The sequence below is a fragment of the Pseudomonas sp. NPDC089422 genome, assembly GCF_044749405.1.
Taxonomy (GTDB): domain Bacteria; phylum Pseudomonadota; class Gammaproteobacteria; order Pseudomonadales; family Pseudomonadaceae; genus Aquipseudomonas.
Genome location: NZ_JBIVHW010000014.1, coordinates 38,551 through 54,083 on the forward strand (window position 1 = coordinate 38,551; position 15,533 = coordinate 54,083).

Here is a 15,533-nt window from a genome sequence, read left to right on the forward strand (position 1 = left end):
GAAAAAAGAGGGGTCAGATGACCCCTGAAGCGCGCAGTTGCTGAATACGTTCAAGGGGCAGTCCGAGCCCGGTAAGGATGCTTTCGCTGTGCTGGCCCAGCGCGGGGACCGGGTCCATGCGCGGTGCATAGGCGTTGCTTGTGGCGGGCGGCAACAGGCTGGGTACTGAACCGGCGGCGGTGTCGATCCGCCGCCAGCGGTCGCGGGCCTGCAGTTGCGGATGGGCCCAGACACCCTGCATGTCATTGACCTTGGCATTGGCGATGCTTGCCCCATCGAGGCGCCCGATTACCGTGTCGAAGTCCAGCGCAGCAAATGCCTCGACGATCAGTCCACGCAGCGCATCGCGATTGGTCACGCGCTTGAAGTTGGCGCTGAAGCGGTCATCACTGGCCAGTTCTGGTTGCTGCAGCACCTGTTCACAGAAAAGCTGCCACTCCCGCTCGTTCTGCAGGCCAAGCATGACGGTGCTCCCGTCACCCACCGGAAACGGGCCGTACGGATAGATGGTGGCGTGCGCCGCGCCGGCACGTGGCGGTGGTGCGGCACCTTCGTAGGCGTAGTAGAGCGGGTAGTTCATCCACTCCACCAAGGCCTCGAGCATGGACACTTCCACCTGGCTGCCGATGCCGGTCTTTTCCCGCAACAAGACCGCCGAGAGGATACCGGTATAGGCATACATGCCAGCGGCGATATCAGCGATCGAGTTGCCGGCCTTGGCCATCCCGTCTTCCCCCGGCCCGCCGGTGACCGACAGGAAGCCGCCTTCGCTCTGGATCAGCAGGTCGTAGGCTTTTTTCTGTTCATAAGGGCCGCCCGCGCCGTAGCCGGAAATATCGCATACGATCAGCCGCGGGAATCGTGCGTGCAGTGCCTCGAAGCTCAATCCCAGGCGTGCGGCCGCGCCCGGTGCCAGGTTCTGTACCAACACATCGGCCTGCTCTAACAGTTGGTCGAGAATATCGCCGGCGATTTCCTGCTTGAGGTCCAGGGCCAGGCTTTCTTTGGAGCGGTTGGTCCACACGAAATGCGAGGCCAGACCGTTGACCCGCTGGTCGTAGCCCCGGGCGAAGTCGCCACTGCCAGGGCGTTCCACCTTAATGACCCGGGCGCCCAGGTCGGCCAACTGACGGGTGCAGAAGGGCGCCGCGATAGCGTGTTCGAGGCTGATGACGGTAATGCCGTCGAGGGGGCGGATGGGCTGGCTCATGCTGGTTGTCTCTCTTGTTATGGCAGGCCCCCGTGGTTAACGGGGGCGGTCCGGATCAGAACGAACGTGGCAACTCCAGGAGGTGTTCGGCTACGTAGGACAGGATCAGGTTGGTCGAGATCGGCGCGACCTGGTACAGGCGGGTTTCGCGGAACTTGCGCTCGACGTCGTATTCGTTGGCAAATCCGAAGCCGCCGTGGGTCTGCAGGCAGGCGTTGGCCGCCTCCCAGCTGGCCTTGGCGGCGAGGTACTTGGCCATGTTGGCGGCGGCCCCGGCGTTGCGCCCGCTGTCGTATTCGGCGCAGGCGCGCCAGCGCATCAGGTCGGCGGCTTCGATCTCGATATGCGCCTCGGCGATGGGGAACTGCACGCCCTGGTTCTTGCCGATCGGCCGGCCGAACACCTCGCGATCACGGGCGTACTGGCTGGCTTTCTCGACAAACCAGCGGCCATCGCCGATGCACTCGGCGGCAATAAGGGTGCGCTCTGCGTTGAGGCCGTCGAGGATGTAGCGGAAGCCTTTGCCTTCTTCACCAATCAGGCTACTGGCCGGGATTTCCAGGTTGTCGAAGAACAGCTCGTTGGTCTCGTGGTTCACCAGGTTGGCGATCGGTTGTACGGTCAGGCCATTGCCGATGGCCTCACGCAGGTCGACCAGGAAGATCGACATGCCATCGACCTTTTTCGTCACCTCGGCGAGCGGGGTGGTACGTGCCAGCAGGATCATCAGGTCGGAGTGCTGCACACGCGAGATCCACACCTTTTGACCATTGACCACATACTTGTCGCCCTGGCGAACGGCGGTGGTCTTGATTTTGGTGGTGTCGGTACCGGTGGACGGCTCGGTAACGGCCATCGATTGCAGGCGCAGTTCGCCGCTGGCCAGCTTGGGCAGGTAATAGCGCTTCTGCTCGTCGCTGCCGTTACGCAGCAAGGTAAACATGTTGTACATCTGGCCGTGGATGGTGCCAGAGTTGCCGCCGCAGGCATTGACCTCTTCAAGAATTACCGAAGCCTCGGCCAGGCCCAGGCCGGAACCGCCGAACTCCTCGGGAATCATCGCCGACAGCCAACCCTCGTCGGTCATCGCCTTGACGAAGGCTTCAGGGAAGCCCTTTTCCTCGTCGATCTTGCGCCAGTATTCGGCCGGGAAGTCGCCACACAGGGCGCGCACACCCTCACGAATGGCCTTGAGTTCTTCGTTGTTGTTGTCGTGCATCATCATTCTCCAGGGTGGGCCGGGCCGGCAGCGTCATCGTGGTTCGGCCGCCGGCCGGCCCTTTAACACGGTCAGATAGGCTGGAAGCCCAGGGCAGCGCGGAAACGGTTCTTGATGTAATAACCATCGCGTGGCGGCAGTACGCGGGGCGGGTTCTCGGCCTTGATTTTCACCGTCGCCAGCTTGACGCCATCACGGTTGGCGAAACGCTCGCGCAAGGCATGCACGCCTTCCATCTCACGGATTTCCTCAGTCCAGGCAAAACCGCAGGTGTCGGCGACCCGGTCCAGCTGGATGCCGAACCCGGCGTGGCTGACCTGCATGCCGGTCTCACCGAAGTGGCCGTTATCCAGCACCACGATGGTCAGGTTCTTGGGCTGCTGCAGGGCAACCGTGGCCAGGGCGCCAAAACCCATCAGCAGCTCGCCGTCACCGGTGACCACCACCACGCTTTTGTCCGGCTGCGCATTGGCCAGGCCCAGACCCACGGTAATGGCGCTGCCCATGGCAGCCCAGAGGTAGTAGTTGTTGTCGTGATCGCCCGCGGCCATCACATCATAGGAGGCCGAGCCCAGGCCGGTGACCACGAGCACATCGTTGCGATCGGCGAGCAGGGTACGGACGACTTCACGGCGGCAGAGCACGTGGTTGGCGCTTACTTGACCCATTTCTTTTCTCCGATTAGACGCTGGCCGAGCAGCAGGGCAGTGGCGGCATCGCCATTGAAGGCCATGGTGGCGGCACCATGGAGAAGGGGCGCCACATCCTCAGGCTTGTCAGCGCGCCAAGTCATCACCTTCATCAGGTTCAGGGAGGCTTCGGTGGCTTGGCCCATGGGGTTCTGCCAGGCATTGAACTCGGCCCAGTCGCCGCGCATGGTCACCACCATCAAGAGCGGGAAACCGGCGCAGTTCTGCAGGGCAAGGGTGTTGATGCAGTTGCCGACGCCGCTTGACTGCATCAGCAGAGCGCCGCGTTCGCCGCCCAGCCAGGCGCCGGCCAGGTAACCGATGCCTTCTTCTTCGGTGGTGAGCACAACGGCCTTGATATCCGGGTCGGCGTAGGACATGCGGATGGCCGCCGAGTGGCCGGCATCCGGGACGAACACGACGTGCTTGACGTCATGGGCCTTGAGGACACGGAACACGTCCTCTTGCCAGTTCTGTTCAGCTTCTTGCGATGACATGGGTATCTCCCGGCAGTGCTGCTTTTGTTTTTCCACATGATGGGGGGAGTTGCTGTGCACGACGACTACCGTTTTTTTCTTTGAGATATGCCGGGTCGGCATAGGTTGGCCCATGGGATGGCGGGTCAGCCTTCGGCGCGACCCGCTGCCGCATAAAGTCAGGCATGGCTCGCGCAGGGGAGGCTGCCTCTATAGAAAGCGGGCATAGCTGATAGACACGTGCAGCGCTTATGGGCGGCAGGCGAAGACGTTAGGTTGTTTACTCGGTTGCGGCAGTGCCGCTGTCGAATCAAAACAACAATAAGATCGAGGGTTATCCATGATGCTTCGTTACCTGCGCACACTCGCCGGGTGGCTCACTGCTGAGCCGCCATTGGCCGACACGCCATCCTCGCCCTGCCGGTTCCGGCACCTTGCACTGTCCTATTTCGCTCCGTAATGCACTGCTCAGGCGGTGACGGATCCTATTGTTTGAATACAGGTGCTCAATGAGACTCAAACTACCGTTAGCGGGCTGGATACTGCTGGCCATGTTTCTCGGCGTGGTGGTCGGCTACGTCATTTTTCTCACCAGCCCGGACAAAGCTGCAGCCGCCCATACCGCCGGGTACATCTCGGTGATCTCGGACGTGTTCCTGAGGCTGATCAAGATGCTGATCGGGCCTCTGGTCTTTTCCACCTTGGTGGTGGGCATCGCCCACATGGGCGATGCCGGTGCGGTAGGCCGGGTGTTCGGCAAGGCCATGATGTGGTTCTTGACGGCCTCATTGCTGTCGCTGGCGGTCGGTCTGATGATGGCCAATATCCTGCAGCCGGGGCTGCACCTGGCGCTGCCCTTGCCGGATGCCAGTGAAACCACTTCGCTGCAGACCTCGGCCTTTACCCTCAAGGCCTTTGTCACCCACCTGGTACCCAGGTCGTTCGCCGAGGCCTTGGCCAACAACGAGATCCTGCAAATCGTGGTGTTCTCATTGTTCTTTGGGGTCGCCCTAGCGGCGCTGGGGGAAAAAGCCAAGGGCCTGGTACGCTTGGCCGATGAGCTGGCCCAGGCCATGCTGCTCATCACCGGCTACGTCATGAAGCTCGCGCCGTTGGCTGTCATGGCGGCGATGGCTGCCACGGTGGCGGTCAATGGCTTGTCGATCCTGGCCACGTTCGCCGTGTTCATGCGCGACTTCTATCTGGGCTTGGTCTTACTGTGGGTGTTGCTGGTCCTGGCTGGGGCGATGTTCCTGGGCCGGAGGGTGTTCGCCTTGCTGGCCCTCATCAAGGAGGCGTTTCTGCTGGCGTTCGCCACAGCCAGTTCCGAATCGGCCTACCCGAAACTCCTCGCGGCGCTGGACCGCTTTGGGGTCAGCCGCAAGATTTCCAGCTTCGTGATGCCCATGGGTTACTCCTTCAACCTCGACGGCTCGATGATGTACTGCACCTTTGCCGTGCTGTTCATTGCCCAGGCGTACGGTATCGACATGACAATCGGCACGCAGATCCTGATGCTGCTGACCTTGATGCTGACCTCCAAGGGGCTAGCAGGGGTGCCTCGGGCATCGTTGGTGGTGATTGCCGCGACGCTTGTTCAATTCGATATTCCCGAAGCGGGGCTGCTGCTGATTCTGGGCATCGACACCTTCCTCGACATGGGACGTTCGGCCACCAACGCCGTGGGTAACTCGATCGCCACCGCGGTGGTGGCCAAGTGGGAAGGGGAGTTGCAGGAGCCGGACATGCAGTCGGCAACCCCGCGCGCCACTGTCTCGAGTGCAGAACGGCCAACGGTTTAAGGTCAACGCTTGCCTCACCATTAAAGTACCCATCTAGGCTGGCCTCATCCCGGGGCTAGCTCGCTACCTACCAAATGGGTTCTAACTGCTATGCTCAAATGCTATAGCTGGTGCCCGAGGCCGTCTTTAGACTGTCAAATACGCCGCTCCAGCGGCACTCCCTTCCCTGCAATTGGTTGATCGATGGACGTAACGCAACTCAAAACCCTGATCCACGTGGCGGAGCTTGGCAGTTTGAGCAAGGCGTCGGATCGCCTGCACGTGGCGCAACCGGCACTGAGTCGGCAGATCCGGCAGTTGGAAAAGGAACTGGGTGTCTACCTGTTCGAGCGCCACGGCCGTGGCATGGAAATCACTGCGGCAGGGCTGGAGGTACTTGAGCGGGCCACCCGCATCATGAACGAGCTGGAGTCCATTCGGACCTCGGTAGCCGGCGGGCGTGCGGCCTTCCGCGGCATGGTCGCCATCGGTACCACGCCGACGATCGCCGAGATCGTCACGGTTCCGCTGGTCAAGCGCATCAGCGATACCCACCCGGATCTCTCCATCCGCTTTTCATCGGCATTCAGTGGCTATCTGCTGGACTGGTTGCAGCGGGGCGAACTGGAACTGGCCATCTCCTACGATCCGCAGCCCCTGCATACACTGCGCATCGAACCGGTGATGATGGAAAACCTGGTGCTGGTTGGCCCTCCCGATTCTGGGCTGAATCTAGATACGGCGGTCCCTTTCGCACAGTTGGCTAGTGAACCGATGGTCTTACCCAGCCCCCGTCACGGGCTACGCAAGATCATGGACCAATGTGCCCTGGAGCGCGGCTTCAAGATCACCACTAGCGTCGAGGCGGATTCATTCGGCGCAATGATCGACCTAGTGCGCAACGGTTTTGGCTACACCGCGTTGCCTTTGGCGTCGATTTATTCCCGCCTGAACGACGGCACACTGTGCGCCGCTCCGCTGGTTGATCCCACGCCCATGCGAAAACTGGTGTTGGTGCTGCCGGCCGATCGCCAGGTGAGCCCGGCTACCCGCTATGTCGGCCAGACTTTCGTCGACATTGCCTCGGAGCTGGTGGCCGAAGGTATCTGGGCTGGGCATATGCTCTGACACCGCCAGCTATTCAATTGAGGCATAACTGCTAGAGGGTAGCTGGTCTGGCCGCTATTCAGGTGAGGGCGTAGCTTTGCTCGGGAATAAAAGTCAGTGCGCTTCCGCTGACTTGTAAAATAATAGATCCCAGAAGGTACCCCCATGATGCGCGTTTCATCGCCTTGCGTTTTGCCGCCCGATTTTTCCCACCACGACTCCAAGCCGATCAATCGAACGTAAACCAACGCTGTCGTTCCTGCCTTGCGTTTGCCCTAGATCTGGAGTTATCCCATGCACGCCAACAATAACAATCCCGCTGCGCCTGATATACACAACCTGACCAACCGCCAACGAATTCGCGCCATTCTCGGCGCCTGCTCCGGCAACCTGGTGGAGTGGTACGACTTCTTCATCTACGCCTACACCTCGATCTACTTCGCAGCCCTGTTCTTCCCCCAAGGCGACCAGACTACGCAGTTACTGGCGACCGCCGGAATCTTCGCCGTAGGCTTCTTCATGCGCCCGTTAGGCGGGTGGATTTTCGGCTACCTGGCCGACACCCGTGGTCGCAAGTTCTCCATGATCATCTCTGTGTTCCTGATGTGTGGCGGCTCGCTGATGATCGCCGTACTGCCCACTTATGAGTCCATCGGCATGGCAGCTCCGGTGCTGCTGCTGGTAGCCCGCTTGATGCAGGGGCTCTCGGTCGGTGCTGAATATGGCACCGGGGCCACCTACATCAGCGAAATTTCCCGCAAGGGCAAGCGCTGCTTCTTTGGTTCATTCCAGTACTTCACCATCATCGCCGGCCAGTTGCTCGCGCTTCTGACGGTGGTGGTGCTGCAAAATGTGCTGCCAATCGAGGAGCTAAAGGCCTGGGGCTGGAGGATTCCGTTCTTCATCGGTGCGGTCAGCGCACTGGTAGTGGTGTACCTGCGCCGCTCGATGCTTGAGACCGCCCATGCCCAGGGGGCTAAGCACAAGGAAGCCGGCTCGATCAAGGCGCTGATGAAACACAAGAAAGCGGTGGTGCTGACCATTGCCATCACGGCCGGTTGCTCGCTGCACTTCTACACATTCTCCACCTATATGCAGAAATACCTGGTGGTGTCGGCCGGCTTCGACCCCTCGAAGGTCAGCTTTATCATGACAGCCGCGCTGGTGGTGTTCATGTGCCTGCAGCCGGTTTTCGGGATGATGGCTGACCGGATCGGCTCACGTAACAGCATGATTGCTTTCGGCCTGCTGTCGAGCGTGTTGATCGTGCCGTTGCTCACGGGCCTCAAAAGCGTTAGCAACCCGTACGAGGCCTTTGCGCTGGTGATGCTCGGGCTGCTGATTGCAGCGTTCTACACGCCAGTGACCGGCGTGCTCAAGGCTGACCTGTATCCCGCCACTGTGCGCGCGCTGGGGGTAGGCTTACCTTATGCTTTGGGCAATGCGCTATGTGGGGGCACGGCCGAGTACGTCGCGCTGTCATTGCGCGGCGCGGGAGTGGAGTCGTACTTCTACTACTATGTGGCGGCCATGAGCGCCATCACCCTGTTGGCTGCCGTGCTTATGCCTGACTTGCGTAAGCATGGCTACCTTGACGGCACCGGCGCGGTTGAGGAGAACACCGGCCTGCGCGGCGGCCAGGCCTACTCAAGCGCAAGCGGCTGAGCCCCTGCCCGGGCAGCCGCTGCCGGCTGCCCAGATATCTTCACGATCACACTACCCGGTACTGCATGTGCTGCCAGGTCAGCTGCGGGTTCGAACACATCAGGAAGTACCCGCAGTCGGCAATGCATGCGAGCTCCTCACCTTGTGCGGAGATGATGTACGGATACGAGGGTTCCGCCTTACATGTTCGTCGGGGTGTATGCCGGGACGGGGATGGTACTGCATGAAGAAGCCTTCGCTTCGTGTCCTGGTGAGTCAATGACTCAAGCCCTGGCGTGGGGTGTGGGACGTGCTCGATGCCTTGCGACCAATCAGCAGTCTGCTGTACGGCAGTTAGCGTAAAGCTTGGTCTAAGCAGTTGGTAGCGGCGACTTACTGGCCGCCCCTCAGGTGATTCCAATCGCTGTACGCCGACTTCAACACATGGGGGAGGCGAGGAAGCTCACGCCTGATCTCGCCCAACGCTTCAGGGCTTCGAATCCACTCAGTCAACCACGCGATCAGCATCGGTCGAGTAGTGGGGCAGGGCGCTACTTGCCGTTCAAGCTCGTCGGCTACCTGGGTAAGAAGCTCCAGGTGCGCATCAAGCTCTGCAATCTGATTTGCCATGGGCATCCACCTCTTTCACCTTCTGGCGGGAGCTTGCTCCACTGCACTCCATCCCAATCTCAGCCAAGGCTCGTCCTCTGCCTGCGCCCCATACCATCGCCCGCGTAACTGTCTCGCCAGGCCGCTTGGCATAGGCTTCTTCAATCCGGGCCAGGCCAGAGCGCTCATAAATCCCAATGAACAACTGTGTGTCGCCGGTGCGGGAAAGCCTCACTTGGACATCCAGTCTCGCTCCGTCCACGAGCATTTCCTCATGGGAATGGTGCTGCAGGCTCGGATCGGCCCAAGCCCAAAATACTGTTCCACGATGTCGCATCCTTGCCTCCTGATTACATCTCCATCAGGAACAGCCTAGCCCGTTTCGACTGCATCGGGGCTCTCAATCATCTCGGGGCATTTCAAGGTCGTAGCAGCTACCAGTTGCCTTGATGCTTTCACAGGGCCGGACTAATACTAAAGGACTGCTACGAAGAGGGATGGTCATGCAGACACGCTTTGTTGTAATCCCCGCCATGCCACAAGAGAAAGAGCAATTTCCTCGGCGTATTGGCGTCCCGGCTGCCCTAGGTGCTGGGTACGATCTCTATGATACCCATGGCAAAACACGGCTAGCTTTCAACTATCCCACGCGGGCTGAGGCCGAGTATGACTGTGCAAGTCGGAATAATCAGGAAGGTGCAGGTGGTGGCTGCTTGGTAGGGCAAGGCTAGGATCCGCTCTACCAGTTAAATTGGCCTGCTGTTGCCATGCCTGGGGCGTCGTTCCTTCGGATCTCATAAACGTCCGGCAGAAATGTGGCTGATCGTAGAAGCCGCACTCAAGGGCGATCTCTGCGAGCATCATCGTCGATGCCTCCAGCAGTTCTTTGCTCTTCCTGAGCCGCTGCTCACGCAACCACTGTTGCGGAGAGACCTGAGTGGATTCTTTGAACATTCGCGAGAAATGACTACGTGACAGACCGCATGCTTCGGCAAGTGCGGTGACAGATATACCGGTATCCAGATGATCCAGCATCATCTGCTTGGCCGTGGTGACTTGCCAGGGTTTGAGCCGCCCCGTCGACTGAATTGCGACGGTGACTATAACGATGCCGTTAGCACTGTTCATGGGGATCAATTCATCCTGAAAAACCTGCAGATAGTTTGATCCGGGCAGCACGGTTCGGTGAAGCCTCTGCTGAGGCTTCAGAACACTCCCGTCACGATTGGTCACCCGGATCAGATTGTGCCAGCCCCGCTTGTTGATCAGAAACCAAGGCAGGGCTGATGCCTCAGATAGATGCGGCCACAGGTGCCAGGGTGGGGCCGTGCTGAACACGCTCTGGCGCTTTGTGCACCATGGTGTACGCGTAGTCGACGCCCATGCCGTAGGCGCCGGAATGTTCCTTGACCAGTTCCATGACGGCATTGTAGGTGCCGCGATTCTTCCAGTCGCGCTGCCACTCCAGCAGCACCTGTTGCCAGGTCACCGGCACCACCCCAGCCTGGATCATGCGCTGCATGGCGTAGTCGTGGGCCTCCTTGGTCGTGCCCCCGGAAGCGTCGGCAACCATGTAGATCTCATAGCCTGCATCGTGCATGGCGGACAGTGCGAAGGTGGTGTTGCAGACCTCAGTCCACAGGCCCGAAACGATGATCTTGTTTCGACCGTTCTTCTTCAGTGCGTCGCGCACTTTCTGATCGTCCCAGGAGTTCATGGACGTGCGCTCAAGCAACGGAGCGTCAGGGAAGACCGCCAGCAGTTCGGGGTAGGTATGCCCGGAGAAACTCTCGGTCTCGACCGTGGTGAAGACGGTGGGCACATTGAAGATCTTGGCTGCTTTAGCCAGGCCGACGGTGTTGTTCTTCAGCGTCTGCCGGTCAATGCTCTGCACGCCAAAAGCCATTTGCGGTTGCTGATCAATGAAGATCAGTTGGCTGTTGAGCGGGGTCAGGACTTCAGTGTGTGGATTGCTCATTGTTCTTCCCTTTTGCTGAACGGTGGTGAGAGCTTGCTCGGCGGGTCGTCGCCGAGTGCCAGCACAAGATAGCGAACCCCTGAGCGAAGCTGTGGCGCACTTTTGCGCCCTTGGAGTCGCATTAATGCACCGCAGATAGCGTCCGATCCGATGCTAGGATCTCGGCCAGTCGGATCACGTCGATCCATTTTTCGCCAAGGAGAATCCAATGGCCGCTTCACGACCTTTCAACGACGACACCGCCTACTGGGGCGTTTCATGGGAGGAGGGCTATGGCTACCCGCAGGCACGGCGAGTTGGGAGCGAGATCTTCATCTCGGGCCAGTTCAATCACGACGAAGAGGGCAACCTGGTAGCGCCGGCGCCACTGGATGCTGACGGTCGTCCAAGCGATTTCTCGTCGATGGGCGAACAGATGCGGGTTTCCTACGACAATATTGCCAAGTTGTTGGCCCTGTATGGCGCCACGATGCAGGATGTCGTTGAAGAGACGCTGTATGTGTTGGACATGGACGCGGCCTTTGCCGTTGTCGGCAAGGTGCGCAAGGAGGCCTATGGCACCGAGCGCCCACAGGCGGCCAGCAACATCATCGGTGTGTCGCGGCTCGCCCAGCGTCCCCAGTTGATCGAGATTGTGTGCCGTGCTGTGATCGGCGCCCAAGCCAAGTGACCGGCTTTCCCGGTTTCGACTAAGAAGCCGGGTTGGGCTGCTGACCTTCGACCAGCGGTTTGAGGTCGGCCACGGCAGCGGCGCAGAACGTCATGAATGCTTTCACCCGCCAGGATTTTCTGATGTCCTGGTGGGTAAGCAGCCACAGCTCATCCTGAAGCTCCTGCACTACGGAGCCGACCCGAACCAATCCTGGGGTAATGTCGCCCAGCATGCAGGGGAGGAAGCCATAACCCAGGCCTGCCGCAATAGCAGCGCTGGCTGCCGCCACGGAATCGGTGCGGTAGGAAATGTGCTCCGGGGGCACTCGACATTCGACGTAGCTCGTTGCCTTCAATCCGCACAGGCCTCCGGAGTAGGACACCCAGGACTGGCCCTCAGCGAAAGGATCGGCAATCGCTGCCTGCTTGACGCTGCCATATGGCGCCCAGGCAATGTTGGCGAGCTTGCGACCCACAAGAGTATCTGTCGGTTTTTTCGTCGCACGTATCGCGATGTCCGACTCGTCCCTCGCCAGGCTCAACGTCTGGTTGCCGACCAGCACTTCAATGGTGATGCCCTCATTAAGGGCTTTGAAGTCCGCGATGATCGGCGTGAGAAAGTACAGCAGCAGCGAGTCGCTGGTGGTGATTCGCAGTTTCCCCAGGGGGCCCTGGCCGGCACGAGACACTCTGCGGGTGACACTGACGATGTCCAGTTCAACGCGCTCGGCCAGTGCACGCAGCTCTGCACCTTCGGCAGTCAACAGATACCCCGCCTTGCGATGATCGAAAAGTGCGACGCCAAGTGTCTTCTCAACCTGCGCGACACGGCGCGAGACCGTGGACACATTGATGCCGAGCCTCTTCGCTGTGGCGGCTCGGTTGCCACAGTCACTCAGCGTTTTGATGATCCGCAAGTCGTCCCAGGAAAGCTGGCTGACCGCTTCGCCGAAACCCCACGTTGGGGTTTTGGCATTCGCAGTGATGGGCTGGGCACTTCCAGGTGACGGCTTCACGTAAATCATTCCAGATCGAAAGGGCTGATGATACGAGAAGCAATCTGGCCAACCAAGATCGGGCGGTTAAGCAGTGTGCATCAGGATGTTGACATGTCCAGCGGTAACAGGTGACTCCAGCCGCCGTCTACTTCGGGCCGAGCCAGATGATCGACGAAGAACTGCACGGCGACCGCGGACGGCAGTTCCCCATCGCCGAGCGTCCGACCATAGCGCAATTGCAGCCAGGCAGACCAGTAGGCGAGGGCGCTCTGGTAGCTGCGCACGGTATTTGCGGCGGTCCCGGCGGCAATAAACGCCTCGGCGGCCGCGCGGGCGTCATGCGCCAAGGCATCCAGCGCCAGCGGTAGTTTCGCCGTACCTTCAGGCACAACTGTATTATTTATTACGTTCAACGTATTATTAATTTGGTTTTTATCGAATTAGGTCGGATAAGATTTAATTATCAGACCTAACTGGGTGGAGGGTAGGGCATGGCAGTAGGCGTACCAGAAAACGATGTTTATGCCGCGGCGGACGCAGTCCTAGCCCGTGGAGAGCGGCCAACGGTGGAGAGGGTACGCCTGGAGTTAGGGCGCGGCAGCCCGGCGCGGGTCGGTGCTTTGCTCGATCAGTGGTGGGAACAGCTTGCCGGGCGCCTGCGCGGCGAAACCCGACTGCCCGGCTTGCCGGCGGAAGTGGCGCAAGCCTTCGTGGCCATCTGGCAGCAGGCCACGCTGATGGCGCAAGGTGTCGCCGAGCAGGCTCTTGATACCCAGCGGCAGGTGCTCACCGAGGAGCGCGAAGCACTGGGAGCGCTGGAAGCCCGCGCCCGACTGGAGGTAGTCCAGGCACAGCAGCAGACCGCTGAGGCAGTCACCACACGGCAACGCGTGGAAACCCGCCTGGCCGATCTGGAACAGCTGCTGGTTCAGCGCCAGGCGCAAATCGACGACCTGCGCGGGCAACGCGACGCGCTGCAGACGCAGCGTGACGAATCCCAGACGCAGGTGGCCGAGCTCCGGCAACAGTTGCACGACAGCCGCGAACAGGCCGAGCAGGCGCGTGTTGAGCAACAGCGCTATACCCGCGATGTCGAAGACCGCGCCTATCGCGAGATTGATCGCGCCCGCGAAGAGAGCAAGGGCCTGAGCGCCCAACTCAAGGACACCCAAGGTCGGTTGCACGGGGTGCAACAGACCCTGGCAGTCGCGCAGAAGGCCCTGGCCGAAGCGTGCGAACAGCGCAGCACGGCCCAGGCGCAGAGCGTGGCACTGTCCGAACAGCGGGATCAGGCACGCCTCACCGCCCAGCAAGCGGGCGAGCAACGCCAGGCCTTGCAGGACCGTCTGCAGCGCGCGGAGGTGGAACGGGGGGAGGCGCAGCGTTGCGCGGCAGCCCATGAAGCCCGTGCGCAGACCCTGGACCTGCAGTTAGGCCAGCTGCGCGATACCCTGCAGCAGAAACGGCGTCAGCGTTCTTGACCGGCGCCAGCCGCGGCAGCGGCTTGCGCTCGCCATACCGTCCAGCAAAGCCATACGCTCCCGACACCATGCCCGAGGCGCTCAGCGCACTTTGCGCACGTTTCAGCAGGTCGCTACCTTCTGGCAGCGCGGCGACGATCTCTCGCATCAAGGGATAAGGCCCCCGTGGGAGGAACCCGGTCGGTGAAGAACGCGCTCTTGACGGAGAATTAAAACGGTCGCGAGAGTTTAGAAGCTGTCATAGCAATGTTTGAGGTACAGCGGGTGAACATCTTTGACCAGGCCAAGACCTGTGACAAAACGATAGTACATTCGCGTCGGTCACCCATTTAAGCTAGAACTGCTTTCGGTGATAATGCCTTATGAAATCCAGATACGGCCCAAACGGGGTGCATTTTTTCGATCGAATTTCAGGCCTGAATCTCCTGCTGGACGAGCTGCGCCCGGAAGAGGCAGTTTGGTCGACATCCCCCCGCCAGGTATCCATTGCACTTACCAATGTCTGCGACCTTCACTGCGCATACTGCTACGCGCCGAAGCACAAGGCGACGCTGCATACCGATCAGATGCTCGGCTGGTTGAAAGAACTGGATACTGAGGGTTGCCTCGGCGTCGGATTTGGCGGCGGCGAGCCTACGCTGCACCCTGACTTCATCGACATATGCAAACAGGTTGCGGGGGAGACTCAGCTCGCGGTCACATTTACCACTCACGGTCATCGCCTGACGCCACGGCTGGTCGAGCGCCTCAAGGGCTCGATCCACTTCGCACGTATCAGCGTCGACGGGATTGGTCGCACCTATGAAGAACAGCGTGGGAAGCAGTTTTCCAGCTTGCTCAGAAGCATAGAGGCGGTTGCAACCTTGTCGCCCTTTGGGCTCAACGTCGTGGTCAACGAGCGCACTGTCGCGGAACTTGACGCGATGAGTGAGCTGGCGCAAAACGTTGGAGCTAGCGAATTGCTGTTGCTTCCTCAGCAAGCAACAACCGCGGTCGCAAGCATGGATGAAGTGGTAGGCCGAGCCCTTCAGGACTGGGTCTCCAACTACAGAGGTAAGGTTCGTCTTGCGGTCAGTGAGGCTGGGGCTTCAGGACTGCCTACCTGCGACCCGCTTCCCGATGAACGAGGCCTTCAGGCCTATGCGCATATAGATGCATCCGGCATGCTTCGCGCGAGTTCTTACTCGCCCGCCGGCGCGAAGATTGGAGACGCGGGCGTTCTGTCAGCGCTTCAGCGACTCAGAAATACCATTGAGATCCAAGGAGAGACGCGATCATGAAGATTTGGAACGGATACGGATCTGAGCATTCGATGAACCTGGTTCTCATCGGCAAGTTCAAGCGAGCGCAAGACGCCGAGAAGGTCGAGAAGGACATTGACAAGCTCAGCGATCAGGCTGCTAAAGACGACAGCCACTCCATCCATTTTGCTAAACCTGAGAATCAGAAGTTTTCAGATAACATGCTCTCGTTGCTGTGCAGTCTGAACCTCAACACCTTAGGGCCGGCTGATCTCGGACAGTTGGTATCCGATCATCACCTCTCGCGTGAGGGCGATAGAATCACTGTCACGACTGACGAGGCGGAGGTGTCCGCATTCGTGAAGCTCTTCATTGAGGCCGGGGCTAAGGTTGAGGTCTTCTCTGCGCACGACTATCCGTCCGATTCTGCCGATGCCAGCTGACAGGGA

The 15,533-nt window shown here is 60.0% G+C and carries 15 protein-coding genes and 2 pseudogenes; 8 read left to right on the top strand and 9 right to left on the bottom strand.

All coding sequences use genetic code 11. The features are described 5' to 3' along the window. Positions 1-13 precede the first annotated feature (13 nt). The 4 genes from ACIPZ8_RS23455 to ACIPZ8_RS23470 all read right to left on the bottom strand — a co-directional run bounded on the left by ACIPZ8_RS23455 (position 14) and on the right by ACIPZ8_RS23470 (position 3,615). Positions 14-1,210 (bottom strand): CaiB/BaiF CoA-transferase family protein, encoded by a 1,197-nt coding sequence (locus tag ACIPZ8_RS23455; protein ID WP_047602687.1) that lies wholly within the window; start codon positions 1,208-1,210, stop codon positions 14-16. A 55-nt stretch (positions 1,211-1,265) separates the two neighbouring features. Next, positions 1,266-2,429 carry an acyl-CoA dehydrogenase family protein gene (locus ACIPZ8_RS23460; RefSeq protein WP_400728213.1) on the bottom strand — a complete coding sequence of 388 codons (1,164 nt, stop codon included), beginning with the start codon at positions 2,427-2,429 and terminating at the stop codon, positions 1,266-1,268. A gap of 71 nt (positions 2,430-2,500) precedes the next feature. Then, on the bottom strand, positions 2,501-3,097 hold the full coding sequence (locus ACIPZ8_RS23465) for a thiamine pyrophosphate-dependent enzyme (protein WP_400728219.1): 597 nt from the start codon (positions 3,095-3,097) through the stop codon (positions 2,501-2,503). Next, complete coding sequence (locus ACIPZ8_RS23470; protein WP_047602690.1) at positions 3,085-3,615, bottom strand: thiamine pyrophosphate-binding protein; 531 nt, start codon at positions 3,613-3,615, stop codon at positions 3,085-3,087. Before ACIPZ8_RS23470 ends, ACIPZ8_RS23465 begins: the two co-directional genes overlap by 13 nt. Positions 3,616-4,103: 488 nt before the next feature. Between ACIPZ8_RS23470 and ACIPZ8_RS23475 the strand changes: the two genes are divergently transcribed. From ACIPZ8_RS23475 to ACIPZ8_RS23485, 3 genes are all read left to right on the top strand, one after another. Next, positions 4,104-5,396 (top strand): dicarboxylate/amino acid:cation symporter, encoded by a 1,293-nt coding sequence (locus ACIPZ8_RS23475; protein WP_400728222.1) that lies wholly within the window; start codon positions 4,104-4,106, stop codon positions 5,394-5,396. A gap of 183 nt (positions 5,397-5,579) precedes the next feature. Further along, a complete protein-coding gene (locus ACIPZ8_RS23480; protein WP_400728224.1) occupies positions 5,580-6,503 on the top strand; it encodes a LysR family transcriptional regulator in 924 nt (307 codons plus the stop codon). Between the two features lie 273 nt (positions 6,504-6,776). Continuing rightward, complete coding sequence (locus tag ACIPZ8_RS23485) at positions 6,777-8,147, top strand: MFS family transporter (protein WP_400728227.1); 1,371 nt, start codon at positions 6,777-6,779, stop codon at positions 8,145-8,147. 583 nt (positions 8,148-8,730) lie between these two features. Here the strand turns inward: ACIPZ8_RS23485 and ACIPZ8_RS23490 are convergent. Then, complete coding sequence (locus ACIPZ8_RS23490; protein ID WP_400728230.1) at positions 8,731-9,072, bottom strand: hypothetical protein; 342 nt, start codon at positions 9,070-9,072, stop codon at positions 8,731-8,733. 160 nt (positions 9,073-9,232) lie between these two features. Here ACIPZ8_RS23490 and ACIPZ8_RS23495 point away from each other — a divergent pair, with 160 nt between their 5' ends. Beyond that, a complete protein-coding gene (locus ACIPZ8_RS23495) occupies positions 9,233-9,466 on the top strand; it encodes a hypothetical protein (RefSeq protein WP_400728232.1) in 234 nt (77 codons plus the stop codon). Positions 9,467-9,488: 22 nt separating this feature from the next. Here the strand turns inward: ACIPZ8_RS23495 and ACIPZ8_RS23500 are convergent. Both ACIPZ8_RS23500 and ACIPZ8_RS23505 read right to left on the bottom strand, forming a co-directional pair. Further along, positions 9,489-9,863 (bottom strand): annotated as a pseudogene (locus tag ACIPZ8_RS23500) (helix-turn-helix domain-containing protein); the annotation flags it as partial. 163 nt (positions 9,864-10,026) lie between these two features. After that, a complete protein-coding gene (locus ACIPZ8_RS23505; protein ID WP_400728235.1) occupies positions 10,027-10,713 on the bottom strand; it encodes a hydrolase in 687 nt (228 codons plus the stop codon). 208 nt (positions 10,714-10,921) lie between these two features. Here ACIPZ8_RS23505 and ACIPZ8_RS23510 point away from each other — a divergent pair, with 208 nt between their 5' ends. Then, positions 10,922-11,383 (top strand): RidA family protein, encoded by a 462-nt coding sequence (locus ACIPZ8_RS23510; protein WP_400728238.1) that lies wholly within the window; start codon positions 10,922-10,924, stop codon positions 11,381-11,383. A 19-nt stretch (positions 11,384-11,402) separates the two neighbouring features. Here ACIPZ8_RS23510 and ACIPZ8_RS23515 read toward each other — a convergent pair whose 3' ends face one another. Together ACIPZ8_RS23515 and ACIPZ8_RS23520 are read right to left on the bottom strand one after the other, a co-directional pair. Continuing rightward, the gene (locus tag ACIPZ8_RS23515) at positions 11,403-12,389 is read right to left on the bottom strand and encodes a LysR family transcriptional regulator (protein ID WP_400728241.1); all 987 of its coding nucleotides are present in this window, start codon (positions 12,387-12,389) and stop codon (positions 11,403-11,405) included. Between the two features lie 92 nt (positions 12,390-12,481). Then, a pseudogene (locus ACIPZ8_RS23520) lies at positions 12,482-12,766 on the bottom strand (integrase); the annotation flags it as partial. Positions 12,767-12,853: 87 nt separating this feature from the next. Between ACIPZ8_RS23520 and ACIPZ8_RS23525 the strand changes: the two are divergent. The 3 genes from ACIPZ8_RS23525 to ACIPZ8_RS23535 all read left to right on the top strand — a co-directional run bounded on the left by ACIPZ8_RS23525 (position 12,854) and on the right by ACIPZ8_RS23535 (position 15,527). Continuing rightward, complete coding sequence (locus tag ACIPZ8_RS23525) at positions 12,854-13,843, top strand: DNA-binding protein (protein WP_400728244.1); 990 nt, start codon at positions 12,854-12,856, stop codon at positions 13,841-13,843. A 362-nt stretch (positions 13,844-14,205) separates the two neighbouring features. Continuing rightward, complete coding sequence (locus ACIPZ8_RS23530) at positions 14,206-15,123, top strand: radical SAM protein (RefSeq protein WP_400728247.1); 918 nt, start codon at positions 14,206-14,208, stop codon at positions 15,121-15,123. Beyond that, positions 15,120-15,527 carry a DUF6375 family protein gene (locus tag ACIPZ8_RS23535; protein WP_400728250.1) on the top strand — a complete coding sequence of 136 codons (408 nt, stop codon included), beginning with the start codon at positions 15,120-15,122 and terminating at the stop codon, positions 15,525-15,527. Before ACIPZ8_RS23530 ends, ACIPZ8_RS23535 begins: the two co-directional genes overlap by 4 nt. The last annotated feature ends 6 nt before the right edge of the window (positions 15,528-15,533 follow it).